At 65.2% G+C, this 15,044-nt stretch carries 17 protein-coding genes; 7 read left to right on the top strand and 10 right to left on the bottom strand.

The window, feature by feature from the left end:
* Positions 1–27 precede the first annotated feature (27 nt).
* Positions 28–405 carry an Mth938-like domain-containing protein gene (locus QW863_RS03560; protein ID WP_315711727.1) on the top strand — a complete coding sequence of 126 codons (378 nt, stop codon included), beginning with the start codon at positions 28–30 and terminating at the stop codon, positions 403–405.
* Positions 402–1,262, top strand: a complete 861-nt coding sequence (locus QW863_RS03555; RefSeq protein WP_315711729.1) for a phytoene/squalene synthase family protein — start codon at positions 402–404, stop codon at positions 1,260–1,262. Before QW863_RS03560 ends, QW863_RS03555 begins: the two co-directional genes overlap by 4 nt.
* Before the next feature lie 12 nt (positions 1,263–1,274).
* On the opposite strand, the gene QW863_RS03550 is transcribed toward QW863_RS03555, so the two are convergent.
* The 5 genes from QW863_RS03550 to QW863_RS03530 form a co-directional block, all read right to left on the bottom strand.
* Positions 1,275–1,967 carry a TauD/TfdA family dioxygenase gene (locus QW863_RS03550; protein ID WP_315711730.1) on the bottom strand — a complete coding sequence of 231 codons (693 nt, stop codon included), beginning with the start codon at positions 1,965–1,967 and terminating at the stop codon, positions 1,275–1,277.
* A 243-nt stretch (positions 1,968–2,210) separates the two neighbouring features.
* Positions 2,211–3,101, bottom strand: coding sequence for a TauD/TfdA family dioxygenase (locus tag QW863_RS03545; protein WP_315711731.1), 891 nt, complete (start codon positions 3,099–3,101; stop codon positions 2,211–2,213).
* 66 nt (positions 3,102–3,167) lie between these two features.
* Positions 3,168–4,268, bottom strand: coding sequence for a serine/threonine protein kinase (locus QW863_RS03540; RefSeq protein WP_315711732.1), 1,101 nt, complete (start codon positions 4,266–4,268; stop codon positions 3,168–3,170).
* Between the two features lie 7 nt (positions 4,269–4,275).
* Entirely contained in the window at positions 4,276–5,709 is a 1,434-nt protein-coding gene (trmFO, locus tag QW863_RS03535) for a methylenetetrahydrofolate--tRNA-(uracil(54)-C(5))-methyltransferase (FADH(2)-oxidizing) TrmFO (protein ID WP_315711734.1), read from the bottom strand.
* Positions 5,710–5,864: 155 nt separating this feature from the next.
* Positions 5,865–6,017 (bottom strand): DUF1127 domain-containing protein, encoded by a 153-nt coding sequence (locus QW863_RS03530; RefSeq protein ID WP_006614327.1) that lies wholly within the window; start codon positions 6,015–6,017, stop codon positions 5,865–5,867.
* Between the two features lie 475 nt (positions 6,018–6,492).
* On the opposite strand from QW863_RS03530, the gene QW863_RS03525 reads away from it, so the two are divergent.
* On the top strand, positions 6,493–6,759 hold the full coding sequence (locus QW863_RS03525; protein WP_315712608.1) for a hypothetical protein: 267 nt from the start codon (positions 6,493–6,495) through the stop codon (positions 6,757–6,759).
* Between the two features lie 70 nt (positions 6,760–6,829).
* On the opposite strand, the gene QW863_RS03520 is transcribed toward QW863_RS03525, so the two are convergent.
* Positions 6,830–7,651, bottom strand: coding sequence for a lytic murein transglycosylase (locus QW863_RS03520; RefSeq protein ID WP_315711736.1), 822 nt, complete (start codon positions 7,649–7,651; stop codon positions 6,830–6,832).
* Between the two features lie 190 nt (positions 7,652–7,841).
* The gene (locus QW863_RS03515) at positions 7,842–8,753 is read right to left on the bottom strand and encodes a DUF2189 domain-containing protein (RefSeq protein WP_315711738.1); all 912 of its coding nucleotides are present in this window, start codon (positions 8,751–8,753) and stop codon (positions 7,842–7,844) included.
* 402 nt (positions 8,754–9,155) lie between these two features.
* Between QW863_RS03515 and QW863_RS03510 the strand changes: the two genes are divergently transcribed.
* Positions 9,156–9,563: a DUF3597 domain-containing protein gene (locus QW863_RS03510; protein WP_315711740.1), complete on the top strand. Its 408-nt coding sequence runs from the start codon at positions 9,156–9,158 to the stop codon at positions 9,561–9,563.
* A 99-nt stretch (positions 9,564–9,662) separates the two neighbouring features.
* Here QW863_RS03510 and QW863_RS03505 read toward each other — a convergent pair whose 3' ends face one another.
* From QW863_RS03505 to QW863_RS03495, 3 genes are all read right to left on the bottom strand, one after another.
* Positions 9,663–9,827: a DUF1127 domain-containing protein gene (locus QW863_RS03505; RefSeq protein ID WP_315711741.1), complete on the bottom strand. Its 165-nt coding sequence runs from the start codon at positions 9,825–9,827 to the stop codon at positions 9,663–9,665.
* A 111-nt stretch (positions 9,828–9,938) separates the two neighbouring features.
* Positions 9,939–10,211, bottom strand: coding sequence for a GNAT family N-acetyltransferase (locus QW863_RS03500; protein ID WP_315711742.1), 273 nt, complete (start codon positions 10,209–10,211; stop codon positions 9,939–9,941).
* A gap of 6 nt (positions 10,212–10,217) precedes the next feature.
* Entirely contained in the window at positions 10,218–10,760 is a 543-nt protein-coding gene (locus QW863_RS03495; RefSeq protein WP_315712609.1) for a DUF3828 domain-containing protein, read from the bottom strand.
* 255 nt (positions 10,761–11,015) lie between these two features.
* Here QW863_RS03495 and QW863_RS03490 point away from each other — a divergent pair, with 255 nt between their 5' ends.
* The 3 genes from QW863_RS03490 (at position 11,016) to QW863_RS03480 (ending at position 14,327) form a co-directional block, all read left to right on the top strand.
* Positions 11,016–12,617 (top strand): acyl-CoA synthetase, encoded by a 1,602-nt coding sequence (locus QW863_RS03490; RefSeq protein ID WP_315711744.1) that lies wholly within the window; start codon positions 11,016–11,018, stop codon positions 12,615–12,617.
* 6 nt (positions 12,618–12,623) lie between these two features.
* Positions 12,624–13,481, top strand: coding sequence for a PCC domain-containing protein (locus QW863_RS03485; protein WP_315711745.1), 858 nt, complete (start codon positions 12,624–12,626; stop codon positions 13,479–13,481).
* 75 nt (positions 13,482–13,556) lie between these two features.
* Positions 13,557–14,327: an AAA family ATPase gene (locus QW863_RS03480; protein WP_315711746.1), complete on the top strand. Its 771-nt coding sequence runs from the start codon at positions 13,557–13,559 to the stop codon at positions 14,325–14,327.
* The last annotated feature ends 717 nt before the right edge of the window (positions 14,328–15,044 follow it).

The following is a 15,044-nucleotide window of genomic DNA, read 5'->3' as shown; positions in this document are numbered from 1 at the left end:
GGATCGGGGTTGAGATGTTGGTCTCGCATGGCAACTGACGCCCCGCATTTCCCGCGGTCCGCGCCGATCGACGGTTATGGCAAAGGCGGCTTCGCCTTTGCCGGCATGTCGCATCGCGGCTCGCTGCTGTGCCTGCCCGACTCGATCTGGGCCTGGGACGTCATCCAGCCCGACCAGATCGACCGCTATTCGTTGCAGCGCGTTTTTGATGCGGCGAACAGGATCGACACGCTCATCATCGGCACCGGAAACGAAGTCTGGATCGCGCCGGCACCGCTGCGCGCGGCCCTGCGTGGCGTGAACGTCGTGCTCGATGCGATGCAGACCGGCCCCGCGATTCGCACCTACAACGTCATGATCGGCGAGCGGCGCCGGGTTGCGGCAGCGCTCATCGCCGTCCCATGAGCGAGACGACCGCCAACAGCGACGCCGCGTTCTGTGCAGGCCTTGTCCGCGAGCACGATTTCGACCGCTACGCCTCGACGCTGTTCATGTCGCCCGAGCCCCGGCGTGCGCTGTTGTCGCTGTACGCATTCAACGTCGAAGTCAGCCGCATTCGAGATCTCGTGTCGCAGCCGCTGCCGGGCGAAGTCCGCCTGCAGTGGTGGCACGACACGCTGACGGGTCACGAACATGGCGGCGCGGAGGGAAATCCCGTTGCGGCCGAATTGCTGCTCACCGTGCAGCGCTTCGCGCTTCCGGTCGAGCGGCTGACGCGCCTGGTCGATGAGCATCAATTCGATCTCTACAACGATCCGATGCCGACGATGGCGGCGCTGGACGGCTATCTCGGCGACACGCGTGGCGCGCTGTTCGCGCTGGCCGCGCAGATCATTGCGCCGCCGTTTGCGGACGCCGATCATCTCGCGCACCATGCCGGCATCGCGCAAGGGTTGCTCCAGGTGATCGCGGCGCTGCCGCGCGATGCGGCCCACCGGCAGCTCTATGTCCCGCTCGATCTTCTCGTGCAGCATGGCGTCGGCCAGGAGGAGATGTTCTCCGGCAAGGCGTCGCCGGCGATCCAGGAGGTGATCATGGATCTGCGCGGGCAGGCCCGGCAGCATCTCGATCACACCCTCGAGCTGGCGCGTCAGGCGCCACCGGCCGTGCGGCCGGTTCTGCTGCCGCTCGCGCTGGTCCGGCGCGACCTCGCGCGGGCCGGACCCCGCGACGATCCGTTTCAGCCGCGCTCCCGCTCGCGCCTCGCGACGCTGTGGACGCTGTGGCGGGCTGCGGGGACGACGAGTTTTCGCGCGCGCTGACCCGTCGCGGGCTCAGGCCGAGGGCATCGTGCTCCAGAGCGGCGGGCTGTGCAGGAGTCTCGGCATGTCCGGCGGCTCGTGCCGGTGGATCGTGCAGCGGGTGTCCCAGACGACGAGATCACCCGGCCGGCAGGTGTGGGTCCAACTGAACTCGGGCCGTTCGGCAAGCTGCCAGAGATCGTCGAGCAGCGCGTCTGATTCGTCCTGCTCGAGGCCGACGACGTAGGAATGGCGACGCTGCCCCAGCGCGAGCATCGAGCGGCCGGTATCGATATGATTGCCGACCAGCGGATGCACCGGGCCTGCGATGACGGTGCGACGGCCATCATCGGCGGTGTCGGTCGCGAGATGACGAACCTTCAGATGAGCGACGCGGCTGCGCAGCGCCGGTGAGAGTGCGTCATAAGCGGCGTAGAGGCTGCAGAATGACAGTCTGTCGCCCAGCAAGCCCCCGGGGGAGGTGTAAAATAGATCCGCGTGACCGAAGCGACGGCTGAAGGCCGCGATGTCACGTTCACCAAGCCGCTGGCCGCGCACCAGCAGGACCTGATGCTTGAGCAGCGCGCGCATGAACGAGGCGAACGCCCAATCGTCGAAGGATCCGAGATCGACATTGCAGACCTCGGCACCGAGCGTCTTTCCCGTCGGGATGACCTGGATGAGGCTGCTTTCGGCGCTTCGAGCAACGTTGCTTCTGAGACTCACTTGCGTCATCTCCCAAGTTTCACCAGCGCCTGCAAATCAACCATCGTAATTTGTCGGGGGTGTTTCGGCTCGGAGGCAATTCGCGGAAGGATCGCGGCACGATCTGCCGATTGTCGGCACACTCTGCCGCTCTGAGTCGGAAGTTGGACGCTTCAAGGCGATGCGCGAGGAAATATCCAGCAACCTGCAACTCATTCGCAGGCAATCTGGCGCTTGATCGTGCTGATACCGCGCGCAAGCGAATCAGTGTGGGCGATCTGTTCCCTTGATCTGGGTCCGATGCATGATTCGCCGCGCATGATCATCGAACGGATCGCGCCGATGCATGGTGCAGCGATTGTCCCAGATGACGAGATCTCCGACCTTCCAGACATGCTCCCAGGAGAATTCCGGACGGGCAACATAGGCCCACAACGCGTCGAGCAATGCTTCCGACTCGGCGAGCTCGAGGCCGACCAGATAGGCATTGCGCCGGCGGCCGAGATAAAGCATCCGCAGGCCGGAATCGGGATGCGTGCAGACCAGCGGATGGATCGCGCCCGGCGATCTGCGCGGATCATCGGTCGGCGTTACGCCCTGTCGGACGAAGCCGCCGCTGTTGTAGGTGCCGTCGTGCTTGATCTTCAGATCTGCGACGCGGCGCTTCAGTTCAGGAGGAAGCGCGTCGTACACGGCATACATGCTGCAGAACGACGTGTTGCCGCCGACGGGGGGAATTTCCAGCGCGTAGAGCGCGCTCGCGATCGGCGGCGTGTCGAGATACGACATGTCCGTATGCCACACCGCTTCGCCCGCGCCGAGGCTGCCGATCGCCTCGCCATTCACCTTCACGTTCGAGACGATATAGATTTCGGGTAGACCGTCGACGAAGCGGCGCCCGTTCTCCTGCACCGGCGCCCAGTCGAGATCACCGAAGCGGCGGCTGAAGGCGATCAAGTCCTGGTCCGTCAGACCCTGGCCGCGCACCAGCAAAACGGAGTGCGTGTGAAAGGCACGGAGCAGGGAGCTGAAGCCCGCATCGTCCAGATGCTTGAGATCGACATGTCGAATCTCGGCACCGAGTTGCCGGCCGGTCGGGATGATCTCGATGTTCGACGACAGAGACGTTGTGGCCGCGCGGGTTTCGACGTTCATTGCCAATCCTCACAAACGACATTGCAACCAAAGGATACAATGGTCGGTCCGCGAAGTCTCGTCCGCTCAGGCCGAAGGCAGGTTCAGGTCCGCCTCGAAATTGAACCGGTCGCGCAGGTTCTTGCGCGAGTCCAGGATGTCCTTGAGGAAAGCGCGATCGCTGTCGCTCGTGAGCATCGGTTCGATCAGGTCGATCTGGTTCATCGCGACCAGCTGCAACAGTTCAGTGCGTGGCCTGCCGCTGGCGTCGCGCGGCAGGGCATGCACGACCTGGATATGCTCCGGCGGCTTCGGGCCCTTGGCTGAAGCAAGCTCGTTTTGCAGCTGAGTTTCAAGCGTCGGCTGCTCTCCCTCGACGAACGCATAGAGCCCGACGCCGGTCCGGCGGTCTGCGAAGGCAACGATCGCCGCGTCGCGCACGGCCGGGTTCTTCCGGATCATGTCCATCAGCACCGGCGCATCGTTGACCAGGCGTCGTCCGCCACCCTCGCGGTCGGTGAAATTGAAGATGCCGCGCGTGACGGCGCGATACACCTTCTTGCCAGTCATCAGCCAGACGCGCGCGAACAGCGATTTGCGTGCCAGGATCTTGCGCTCCTTCGGCGTCAGCGCCTCGGGCGCGTAACTCCGCTTATGCTTGAGCAGATGACGCAGGTCCTCATAGGCCGCGATCCGGAACAGCCGGCTGCGGCTCTCGAAGCAGGCGGCCAACTGAAAATCGGTGACGTAGCAATGGCCGTCGTGACCGACGAGCCAATTCTGCTCCTTGGCGAGATCGTTGTGCGTGATTCCGGCGCGATGCAGCCGGCGCATCATCCGCTTGGCCGAGCGGAAATAGGCGACGTTGCCGTGCGGCTTGGCCAGATGCAGCGCCACGCCATTGATGAAGCCGCGGACCAGCGCGCGATCCCCAGCCCATAGCAGATCAGGGCCGGCGTTGAGCCCCTTGGCGCGCATCAGCGCCTTGCGCTCGCGCGCGAACAAATGCCGCGCCAGCACGAACGACCACCACGGCACCTCGTCGAGCCGGCGCAGCACGGCGTCGACGTCACCGGCCTCGCTCTTGAAGCGGCCGCGCTCGACGGTCGAGAACACGTCGCGCTTGAGCAGAACGCCTTCGCTCCAGCGCGCCGCCAGCACGGCGAAATCAGTCTTCGGCAAACTCATGGGGCTCTCACGCAGCGGCCGCGACGGGCAGGTGCTCGGCGATCCAGCGGTCGAGATCGGCCAGCGCGCGGGCGCTCATCGCCTGCTTCTTCGCCACTGTCTTCTCGTTGCCCTTCAGCCGCGTGCCGTCCGGCTTGCGGGTCGGGGTTGTCGCCAGCGGCGGGAACAGGCCGAAATTGATGTTCATGGGCTGGAACGAGCGCGTCGCACCGTCGATCGTCTCGATGTGGCCGCCGGTGATATGGCCGAGCAGGGCACCGAGCGCCGTGGTTGGTGGTGGCGGCAGCAGATTGGCGCCACGCACCTCGGCGGCGGCGTAGAGGCCGGCGATCAGGCCGATGCTCGCCGATTCCACATACCCCTCGCATCCCGTCATCTGGCCGGCAAAGCGCAGCCGTGGCTGGACGCGCAGGCGGAGCTGCGCATCGAGCAGCTTCGGCGAGTTGAGGAAGGTGTTGCGATGCAGGCCGCCGAGCCGCGCGAACTCCGCGTTCTCCAGCCCGGGAATGGTGCGGAAGATCTGCTGCTGCGGGCCGTATTTCAGCTTCGTCTGGAATCCGACCATGTTGTAGAGCGTGCCGAGCTTGTTGTCCTGGCGCAGCTGCACGATCGCGTAGGGCTTGACCGTCGGATTGTGCGGATTGGTCAGGCCGACCGGCTTCATCGGGCCGTGACGCAGCGTCTCGTGGCCGCGCTCGGCCATTACTTCGACCGGCAGGCAGCCGTCGAAATAGGGCGTGTTGGTCTCCCACTCCTTGAAGTCGGTCTTCTCGCCGGCGAGCAGCGCCGCGACGAAGGCGTCGTACTGCTCCTTCGTCATCGGACAGTTGATGTAGTCAGCACCCGTGCCGCCCGGACCGACCTTGTCGTAACGCGACTGGAACCACGCCTTGGTCATGTCGATCGTGTCCTTGTGCACGATCGGCGCAATGGCGTCGAAGAAAGCAAGTGCCGTCTCGTCGGTCAGGTCCCGGATGGCCTCGGCGAGCGGCTGCGAGGTGAGGGGACCGGTGGCGACAATGACGCGATCCCACTCCGCCGGCGGCAAGCCGGTAACTTCGCCGCGGCGCAGCGCGATGCGTGGATGCCCTTCGAGAGCCGCTGCGACGGCCGCCGAGAAGCCGTCGCGGTCGACGGCCAATGCGCCACCGGCCGGAACCTGATTGGCGTCGGCAGCGCGCATGATCAGCGAGCCCAGCCGGCGCATCTCGGCATGCAGCAGGCCGACGGCGTTGTTGGCCGCATCGTCGGAGCGGAAAGAGTTCGAGCACACCAGTTCGGCCGCGGTGGCGGTTCGGTGCGCCTCGGTCATGCGGTCCGGCCGCATCTCGTGCAGCACCACATCGACTCCAGCCTCGGCGAGCTGCCAAGCGGCTTCAGAGCCGGCGAGGCCGGCACCGACAACGTGGACGGTATTCGAAGGTGATTTGGAGCCTGTCATGCGCGGGACAGGTAGCGCTTTTCCCGAGCGCTGCAAATGCGCCAATGAGGCTCGGCGCGAGAAAGCGGGCGCATGAGTTTCGCTGCGCCAGGCCTAGATGCGGCAACGCCCGCAGCGAGGCGGGCGATGTCCGGTAGATATCGGAAGAAGGCCGATCAGCCGTTGTAGTGACCGGCGGCAACGCGCGGGATGTCCGAGCGATCGAGACCGATGTCGGCGAGTTCGCGATCGCTGAGCTGCGACAGCTCGGCAACGTTGCGCTGATACTCACGGAACGCCTGAACCATGCGGATGAGCGAGAGCAACATGAGAAATCTCCTTTAGTTCACGATTCAGTTCTTCATTGGAACCTCATCGTTGAAATGAACATAGAAGAGATTGTTGCGATGCGGAAGCGCTGATGTTGCGATGCAGCTAAACCTCCGGCGCATAGCTTGGGTAACGCTTGGGTAAGAATCGGGCAGGGGGATCAGAGGGGGCGGATCTGTCGGAAACCTCCGTAATCATGCTGTTTTTCAATCGTTCGTTTGAAAAGCCCGATCGATAGCCTGCCACCACGGCTGTGAAGCCGTTAGGCGTTGAGCATCTCGCGAGCCCCGACGAAGTGCATGGGTCGATCGGCGTGAATTTTTATTCACTCTTTGATGTCGCGACGGTGAACCGATGTCCACGATCACGCGCGGCTCGCAGTGATTTCATTTCGCGAGAATATCGCGGTGGTGCGACAAATTGTCGCGGCGTCCGGCAATGATGCCTGCGCCGTCGCACCAGCGAGGAAAAACAATGAACAGCAAACTGTTGGGGGCCGCGCTCGTCATCGCGGCGATGACCGCGTTCGGTCCGGCTCAGGCGGCGCGGATGCACGGCGCCGGCTGCAGCGGGGCCAACCTGGAGAAGACTGAGACGGCGATCGAGGCGATGGCTGATGGCGATGCCAGATACACGGCACAGCGAGAGATCGCGGCGGCCCAGGATGCGCTGCTGAGCGGCAAGATGGGCGCCTGCAGCGTTCATCTGACGAAGGCGATGCAGGCCGGGATGATCAAGTAGCGCGTCAGTCGTTCGCATCGTTGAACCAAGGGCCGATCGCGTCACCGCGATCGGCCTTTTTCCGGGCAGGCTATGGCGCCCGCGCCAGCTGCGTCGCGAAGGTCGCGATCGTCCGCGCATAGACCTCGCTCTTGTTCCACTGCTGGATGACCGCAAAATTCGGGCCGCCGGGCTCCCAGTCCTTGCCCTTCTGCCAGCCATAGCCCTTCAAATAGTTCGCCGTGGAGGCGAGAACGTCGGGCGCGCTGCGGATCAGGTCGCGCCGGCCATTGCCGTCGAAATCGACGGCATATTTGATCCAGGACGACGGCATGAACTGGGTCTGTCCGATCTCGCCGGCCCAGGCGCCGCGCATCTCGGCCGGCTGGAGATCGCCGCGGTCGACGATCCGCAGCGCATCCAGCAACTCGCCGCGAAACTGCTCGGCGCGGCGGCAGTCATAGGCCAAGGTCGCGAGCGCACGGATGGTCGGGAACTTGCCGACATTGACGCCGAAATCGGTCTCGAGGCCCCAGATCGCGACCAGCACCTCGCCGGGCACGCCGTAGCTCTGCTCGATCCGCGACAGCACCGAGCCGTATTGCTTCAGCATGTTGGAGCCGCGGGTCAGGCGCGGCGGCACCATGCGCCCGGAGAACTCCTCGAAGGTCTGGCTGAACACCTTCTGACCGCGGTCGCGGTTCAGCACGCTTTGGTCCGGCGTCACGCCCGTCAGCGCCGCATTGATCGTGTTTTGCGAGATGCCCTTGGCTGCAGCCTCGGTCTTGAACTCGGCGAGCCAGCCGTCGAAATTGCCGTTGCCGCAAGGTACCGCGGCGTGCGCTGGCGCTGACAGGGGGGTAAGGGCAGCGAGACAGGCAAGAGCGGACACGGCGAGAACGCGAGCAATCATCGAAACACCTGGACGGCAATGGATTCAAAAAGCGTTGCTGGGCGTGCTCCATGTCGGGCGTAACCGCGGCAGCAGCAAGGCATTTCGATCACATTGGCGTCGGATTTCGTGAGCGCCGCCACACTCCGCGGCCGCTCGACGCGACCGCCGGCCTGGAGGCCGGCGGCAGTGAAGACTCATCGCTGCGTCCTCACATCTGGTCACGCGAGCGCCATGGGAACAGGTTCGCCGGGAAATCGGCCGCGGGCTTGGAGCTGCGGGGGACCGGCGGCACGATCCGGGCGGCGTCGGGATGGATCGCGATGGCCTCACGGTAGAGATGCCAGGTGGCGTGGCCGAGCACCGGGATCACGACGGCGAGGCCGAGGAAGAACGGGATCGTGCCGGCCACCAGAAGCACTGCGACGATGAGGCCCCAGGCCGCAACCGGAACTGGGTTCTTGGCCGCCACGCGGAGCGAGGTGACGACCGCTTCGAGCGCGCCGGCGTGACGGTCGAGCATCAAGGGGAAGGACACGATGCTGAGGCACAGCGCCAGCAACGCGAACAGGAAGCCTGCGCCACAGCCGACCGCGATCAGCCACCAGCCTTGCGGCGTGGTGAAGACCCGCTGCAGGAAATCGCTGACACCGGTCGCGCCGCCATAGCCGAACACTGCGACGTAGATCGCCTGCGCGGTCGCGACCCAGGTGACGAACAGCGCGAACAGCAGCGTGCCCAGTCCGAGCATCGAGCCGAACGACGGCGACCGCAGCACCTCCAGGGCATCCCAGGCACTGGTGTCCTCGCCGCGGTCTCGGCGGCTGCTGAGCTCATAGAGACCGAGCGCGGCGAACGGGCCGAGCAGGGCGAAGCCGGCCGCCAGCGGAAACAACAGCGGCACCACCGCATAGCCGAACACTGCGCGCGCCAGCACCAGGCCGAGAACGGGATAGATCGCGCATAGCATCACGGCGTGACTCGGCACTGCCTTGAAGTCATCCCAGCCGAGCCGCAGCGCACGCATCAGGCTCGACATGTCGATCGTACGAATCGTCAGCTCAGCCGCGACCTCGTCTGCCGCCCGAACGTGGGAGGCAGCATTGCTGTGGTAGGTAGCCATCGTCGTGTGCTCCCTCAACTTGCGCAGGGCGCTTCCCAACCACGCAGGCGGGCTGCGCTTCTCGTTGGAACAAATTCGCGGATGGCCAGACGCGACGAACCTCGGGGCGGCCATTCGCGAACGGAAGTCATCAGGATAGTGGCAAAACAGGCTGCGCCTACTCACGCCTCGGTGAGGACTGTGAATGTCGCAGTGCATTGGCCTGGGACGCCCACGCAGAAGCTGGAGCATGGTCCAATAAAGTCGTTCCGCCGTCATTCCGCCTTGGGTAAGCTTCACATTCATCGCCGTGTTCGCGTTTGGCAGGCCACGGCGGTGGCGGAGCGGCTCCGACGGGCGTCTCCGCAACGGAACACCGCCGGCCGAGTTCTTCTTACGATCACCATCCATTGGGAGCCATTGATGAGCATTTTCGGAAAGATCATGGGCGCGATTTTCGGCCATCATGCCGAGGCGGCACCGGCCGGCGGCAGCACGCCCGCCGCGGGCGGTGCCGCGCCGGCAGGCGGCGCGGCTGCGTCCCCGACGGCGGCCCCGGCTGCTGCGCCGCAAAATGTCGATGTGGCTGCGATCGTCGACAAGGCGGCGGCTGCCAAGCACGAGAAGCTGGAGTGGCGAACCTCGATCGTCGACCTGATGAAGGCGCTCGATATCGATTCGAGCCTCGCTGCGCGCAAGGAGCTCGCCAAGGAGCTCGGCTATAGCGGCGACACCAACGACTCCGCCAGCATGAACGTGTGGCTGCACAAGCAGGTGATGAGCAAGCTCGCCGCCAATGGCGGCAAACTGCCGCCGGAGATCAAGCACTGAGCTTGCGCCGCTCACGGCAAGAACAAGAAGCGAAAGGCCCGCCATCGTGCGGGCCTTTGTCGTCTTGGATCGCGTCTGGCGTGAGGCTGTGCCAGCGCCTCAGACGTGCACGAAGCCGGCGCGTTCCCAGGCCTCCGCATGCAGCTGGTCGCGGTTGAATCCGATGTCGCGCAGCGTGCGCTCGTCGAGCTGGTCGAGATAGGCGAGCTGCGTGCGGTAGTGAACGTAGCGCTTGAGAACGTCGAGAATGGCTGTGATGAACATCTGCCTCTCCCCATGGGTCTGGTTGCTTGCTCGGCGGGGGATTGCTGATCCATCCAGGTAGCCATTGCGTCAAGGCGCTCCAATCGTCTCGCCCGGTAATTGCACGGCCCATCAGGCCATGATGTCCCGGTTCTCCGGATGGTCTCGGAGGTAGTCGGCGACGAAGCTGCAGCCCGCGATGACCTTGCGGCCGTCGGCGCGGATCAGCGCGAGGGCACCTTCCACGAGCTGCGAACCGATGCCGCGGCCTCGCAGCGGTAGCGGGGTCTCGGTGTGGGTGATGATCACCCCCTGCGGCGTGGCCCGGTAATTGGCAAACGCGACGTGGCCGTTGATGTCGAGCTCGAAGCGGCTCCCGGCCTTGTTGTCACGGACATCAGTCATGCGCCTCTACTTTCGTTTAGGTTTCTCGGTGATCTTGAGGAACTCCGCCAGCAGTGCACGGATCGACCATGGCTTGCCATCGACCGCCCCCCGGATGTCGTCGATCTTCCATTGGCCCGCTTCGCGCACGAGGTCGTAACGGATGATGTCGTCGGCCTGTTCCTTGCGCTCGGTCCGGTGGCCGCGGATACTGACCGCGACGGTTGCCTTGTCGCCGTCCTGCATTTCCGGCGTCACCTTGAACGAGGCGACATCGGGATCCTGCGAATTCGTGACGGGATCGAAATCGATCGCCCCGACCTCGCCCTTGGGCGTGCGGGCGTCCATCTTCGCCCATTGGGCGGCCAGCGACTTCGACAGATACTTCGCGCGCGCCGCCTTGTCCTCGATGACGAAGGTGCCGCCATCCTCCCCCTTGCCCTTGGCGACGCGGGTGTAGATCGCGGTCATGATGCCGACGGGCTCGCTGGAAGCAGGCGCCTGCGCGTGCAGCGGAGAAGCGGCGAGCACGCCAGCGAGGCCGAGAAGCAGGAAGCGACGATCGATCATGGTTGTCCTCAAATCAGATTCGGCGCGCGGTGATATGAAGAAATGCGCGGCCGGCCACGGTTTGTCGCGCGGCATCCGCATCCGTTCGAAACACGCCACCGCATGGGTGGGATGGGGAGGCCGGCCTTGCGAGGGCGAGCAGGACCGGGATAAACAGGCCCAAAGGTATCGGGCGGCTGAGATCGCCTGAAGGATCGATCGAGGGGACGCTTCCATGGGTCTGTTCGTCAGCAGCCGCGGCGCGAGAGATTGTCGATGACGCCGGCACCCCTGCGCATGTCCCGCCGGGTGATGAACCTCGCGCATATCGTCACGCAAAATGGCCGCCGGCTCGGCGACCGCGTCGGCTTCGTCTGGGGCGAGAGGTCGTGGACCTGGCGCGAAATCGACGCGATGGTCTCGGCACTCGCGGCGGCGCTGGCCGAGCAGGGGATCGCCAAGGGCGATCGCATTCTGGTGCACTCCAAGAACTGCGAGGAGATGTTCGTCTCGATGTTCGCCGCGTTCCGGCTCGGCGCGGTCTGGGTGCCCACCAATTTCCGACTGATGCCGGACGAGGTCGCCTATCTCGCGACCGCCTCGGGCGCGAAGGCGTTTCTCTGCCACGGCGACTTTCCGGATCATGCTGCCGCAGTGACGACTGCTGACTTTACCTGGCGCATCGGTGAAGGCGGCAGCTTCGGCACGGGGGCCGTGGCCGACGCAATGAAGGCGCATGTCGGCGCACACGTCGCGAACGCGGCCGTCGAGCATGACGATCCCTGCTGGTTCTTCTTCACCTCCGGCACGACCGGTCGCTCCAAGGCGGCGGTGCTGACGCATGGCCAGATGGCGTTCGTCATCACCAATCATCTCGCGGATCTGACGCCGGGCACGACCGAGTACGACGCGTCTCTCGTCGTGGCGCCGCTGTCGCACGGCGCCGGCGTGCACCAGCTGATGCAGAGCGCGCGCGGCGCCAAGACCGTGCTGCTGCCGAGCGAGAAGTTCGACATCACCGAAGCCTTCCGCCTGATCGAGATGCATCGCGTCAGCAACCTGTTCACGGTCCCGACCATCCTGAAGATGATGGTCGAGCATCCCGCGGTCGACCAGTTCGATCACTCCTCGCTGCGCCACGTGATCTATGCCGGCGCGCCGATGTATCGCGAGGACCAGAAGCGCGCGCTGGCGCGGCTCGGCAAGGTGATCGTGCAGTATTTCGGGCTCGGCGAGGTCACCGGCAACATCACGGTGCTGCCGGCCGCCGCGCACGAGGAAGAGGATGGGCCGGAGGCGCGGATCGGCACCTGCGGCTATGAGCGCACGGGCATGCAGGTCTCGATCCAGGACGATCAGGGACGCGAGCTGAAGCCGGGCGAGACCGGCGAGATCTGCGTCATCGGTCCGGCCGTGTTCGCGGGCTACTACGACAATCCCGACGCCAATGCGAAGGCGTTTCGCGACGGCTGGTTTCGCACCGGCGATCTCGGCCACATGGATGCGCAGGGCTTCGTCTATATCACCGGCCGCGCCTCGGACATGTACATCTCCGGTGGCTCCAACATCTATCCGCGCGAAGTCGAGGAAAAGATCCTGACGCATCCCGACATCGGCGAGGTCGCCGTGCTCGGCGTGCCCGATCCGGTGTGGGGCGAGGTCGGTGTTGCCGTCTGCGTGGCGCGCGAAGGTGCGGCCGCGCCGAGCGAGAGCGCGATTGCCGGCTATCTCGCCACCAAGCTGCCGCGCTACAAGATGCCGAAGCGCTTCTTCTTCTGGGACGCGTTGCCCAAATCGGGCTATGGCAAGATTCCGAAGCGTCTGGTGCGCGACGAGCTCGAGGCGCGCGGCCTGCTCGATCTCACCAGGCAGGGCTGACGCGTGATGCGATCCATCACCCAGCCCGGTGCGCCCGTCGCGGATCGCATCCAGTGGGTCGAGGCCCGCGGCCGTGTGTTCACCTTCACCATGGAGCAGGGGTTGCCGCTCTTGGACGCCGCGCGCCGCGGCTTTGCGGCCAATGGCTTTGCCGGCGGTGTGCTCGATATCAAAGGCGGTGCGCTCGGACCGTTCGCCTATGTGATGCCGGCGCTGTCGAAGACGGCGGATCATGCCGCGTTCTACAGCGACACCTATCGTCCCGCCGGTGTGACGCGCCTGTCGACGGCGACGATGACGCTCGGCGTGCGCGACGGCGCGCCATTCTTCCATTGCCACGCGCTGTGGATGGAGGAGGGGAGCCGCAACGGCGGCGGGCACATCCTGCCGGAGGAGACCATCGTCGCCGAGCCGTTCGAGGTCGACGCCTTCGGGCTCGACGGCGCGATCTTCACGGCAGAGCCGGACGTCGAGACCGGCTTCAAGCTGTTCGGGCCGGTAGCGGCCGCACCAAGCGGCGCCACGACGGACTGCCGCGCCTTCGCGCTCCGGCTGCGGCCGAACCAGGATTTCGCCGGTTGCCTGGAAGCGTTCTGCCGGGCGCAGGGGATCAGCAAAGCGCGCATTCGCGGCGGCGTCGGCTCGACCATCGGGGCGCGCTTCGAGGACGGCGTCGTCGTCGAGCCGTTCGCGACGGAGCTGACGATCACCGCCGGCGCGATCGCGCCGGGCGACGACGGCCTTGAAGCCACTGTTGACGCCGCGCTGGTCGACTACACCGGCGCGCTCGCGCGGGGGCGCCTCGTCCGCGGCGACAATCCGGTGCTGATGACGATGGAGCTGGTGCTGGAGGTCGTGGCGTAGCCCGCGTGGGCCGGTGGCCGATGCGGGCGCGATGTGCGAGATTGCCGGTGATGTTACCGAGGTTGTGAAGGCGTCATGGCGAGGAAGCAACGCGAGATCCGGCTGCCGGCCCCTTATCTGAAGCGGCTGTGGCTCGATCCGGCGAAGATCTCCGATCGCGCGGCCTATCCGTTTTGCCTGCCGTTCCTGCAGGACGCGTTCGAGCTCAGCTTCACCAACGCCATCACCATCATTGTCGGCGAGAACGGCACCGGCAAATCGACCCTGCTCGAAGGCATTGCCGCGCTCGCGGGCTACGACGAAGCTGGCGGCGGCAAGGGTTACGTGCCGGTCGACCATGGGCGTGCGATCGAGCGTATGGGCGGCGCAGTTGCCGCCGCGCTGCGCGCGAGTTGGTTGCCGAAGATCACGCAAGGCTGGTTCTTCCGCGCCGAGAGCTTCTTTTCGGTGGCGCGCTATCTCGATCAGGCCGCACTGGACGATCCGTTCGGCGGGCCGCCGCCCGACTTCCTGTCCCATTCGCATGGCGAGGGGTTCCTGCGCTTCTTCGAGGAGCGCTGCCAGCGCCAGGGCATCTACATCTTCGATGAGCCGGAATCGGCGCTGTCGCCGGCGCGCCAGATCGAGTTCCTGAAGCTGATGCGGCGCATGGATGATTCCAGCCATTGCCAGGTGCTGATGGCGACGCATTCGCCGGTCCTGATGGCCTATCCCGGCGCGACCCTGTTGCGGCTGACCAAATACGGCCTGGAGAAGGTCGCGGTGCAGGATACGGATCATTTCAAGGCGATGCGTGAGTTCTGCGCCGACCCCGACGGCTTCGCGCAGGCGGTGCTGGCGGAGTGAGGCCGGGATGACGGGCGAGCAGAGCGAAGCCTGCTCGGCCGTCATTGCGAGCCAACGGGTCCGCGCTAAGCGCGGCCCGATGACAGGCTCCGCGAAGCAATCCAGGATCCCACGAGGACTCTGGATCGCTTCGTCGCTTTGCTCCTCGCGATGACGGAGAGACATGACTGCGCGTTCTCGCCGTGCCAGGTGCACCCGAGCTTTGACGTTCATTCCGCCCTCCTCGGTGAGAGGGCGCAGGGAAGGCCGGGTGCAGGCCGCACCCATGGCCCGCCTGCGAAAAAAATGCAGGCGGCAGGAACCACAGGATTGGCCGAACAACCGGCCTTCCCTGCGCGACGGTTTCTACCGGCTTATACGCGCTCTCCTCGGTGCGCCGGGCCTTCTGGCCACCGTCATCGGCGCGACGCCTTGAAGGCATCGACACCCACTTGACCTCAGCGTCGGGAGGTCAGGACCACACGATTTCGCCGTCCGCCACAAAACCCGTCGTCTGCGCAAAAGCGCCGGGCCCGTGACGTCCATCGCATCCCGCCCTCCACGCCCGTGACGACCGCGAAGCGCCCCTCTCGTGAGGACAGGACGCATGCAGGAAAACAGAAATTCCGAAATGGCGAAACAGGAATATTTTTCACGGCAGGACTGGACAAGGGTGATGCCGCTGATCCCGTGCGCAAATTTAGGTTTTGCGCGCATGGCCGTTTTGGTGTCAAAACG

The organism is Bradyrhizobium sp. SZCCHNR1017, from assembly GCF_032381375.1.
GTDB lineage: Bacteria > Pseudomonadota > Alphaproteobacteria > Rhizobiales > Xanthobacteraceae > Bradyrhizobium.
The sequence above is the reverse complement of the archived record's forward strand: the minus strand, read 5'-3'. Positions and strand labels throughout refer to the sequence as shown.

What these genes read in the sequence shown, in the direction of transcription:
- QW863_RS03560 (WP_315711727.1), top strand. Translation starts at nt 28, where the DNA reads ATGGCAACTGACGCCCCGCATTTCCCGCGGTCCGCGCCGATCGACGGT.
- trmFO (WP_315711734.1), bottom strand. Translation starts at nt 5,709, where the DNA reads ATGACAGGCTCCAAATCACCTTCGAATACCGTCCACGTTGTCGGTGCC.
- QW863_RS03555 (WP_315711729.1), top strand. Translation starts at nt 402, where the DNA reads ATGAGCGAGACGACCGCCAACAGCGACGCCGCGTTCTGTGCAGGCCTT.
- QW863_RS03510 (WP_315711740.1), top strand. Translation starts at nt 9,156, where the DNA reads ATGAGCATTTTCGGAAAGATCATGGGCGCGATTTTCGGCCATCATGCC.
- QW863_RS03515 (WP_315711738.1), bottom strand. Translation starts at nt 8,753, where the DNA reads ATGGCTACCTACCACAGCAATGCTGCCTCCCACGTTCGGGCGGCAGAC.
- QW863_RS03485 (WP_315711745.1), top strand. Translation starts at nt 12,624, where the DNA reads ATGCGATCCATCACCCAGCCCGGTGCGCCCGTCGCGGATCGCATCCAG.
- QW863_RS03520 (WP_315711736.1), bottom strand. Translation starts at nt 7,651, where the DNA reads ATGATTGCTCGCGTTCTCGCCGTGTCCGCTCTTGCCTGTCTCGCTGCC.
- QW863_RS03545 (WP_315711731.1), bottom strand. Translation starts at nt 3,101, where the DNA reads ATGAACGTCGAAACCCGCGCGGCCACAACGTCTCTGTCGTCGAACATC.
- QW863_RS03540 (WP_315711732.1), bottom strand. Translation starts at nt 4,268, where the DNA reads ATGAGTTTGCCGAAGACTGATTTCGCCGTGCTGGCGGCGCGCTGGAGC.
- QW863_RS03480 (WP_315711746.1), top strand. Translation starts at nt 13,557, where the DNA reads ATGGCGAGGAAGCAACGCGAGATCCGGCTGCCGGCCCCTTATCTGAAG.
- QW863_RS03505 (WP_315711741.1), bottom strand. Translation starts at nt 9,827, where the DNA reads ATGTTCATCACAGCCATTCTCGACGTTCTCAAGCGCTACGTTCACTAC.
- QW863_RS03500 (WP_315711742.1), bottom strand. Translation starts at nt 10,211, where the DNA reads ATGACTGATGTCCGTGACAACAAGGCCGGGAGCCGCTTCGAGCTCGAC.
- QW863_RS03525 (WP_315712608.1), top strand. Translation starts at nt 6,493, where the DNA reads ATGAACAGCAAACTGTTGGGGGCCGCGCTCGTCATCGCGGCGATGACC.
- QW863_RS03490 (WP_315711744.1), top strand. Translation starts at nt 11,016, where the DNA reads ATGACGCCGGCACCCCTGCGCATGTCCCGCCGGGTGATGAACCTCGCG.
- QW863_RS03530 (WP_006614327.1), bottom strand. Translation starts at nt 6,017, where the DNA reads ATGTTGCTCTCGCTCATCCGCATGGTTCAGGCGTTCCGTGAGTATCAG.
- QW863_RS03495 (WP_315712609.1), bottom strand. Translation starts at nt 10,760, where the DNA reads ATGATCGATCGTCGCTTCCTGCTTCTCGGCCTCGCTGGCGTGCTCGCC.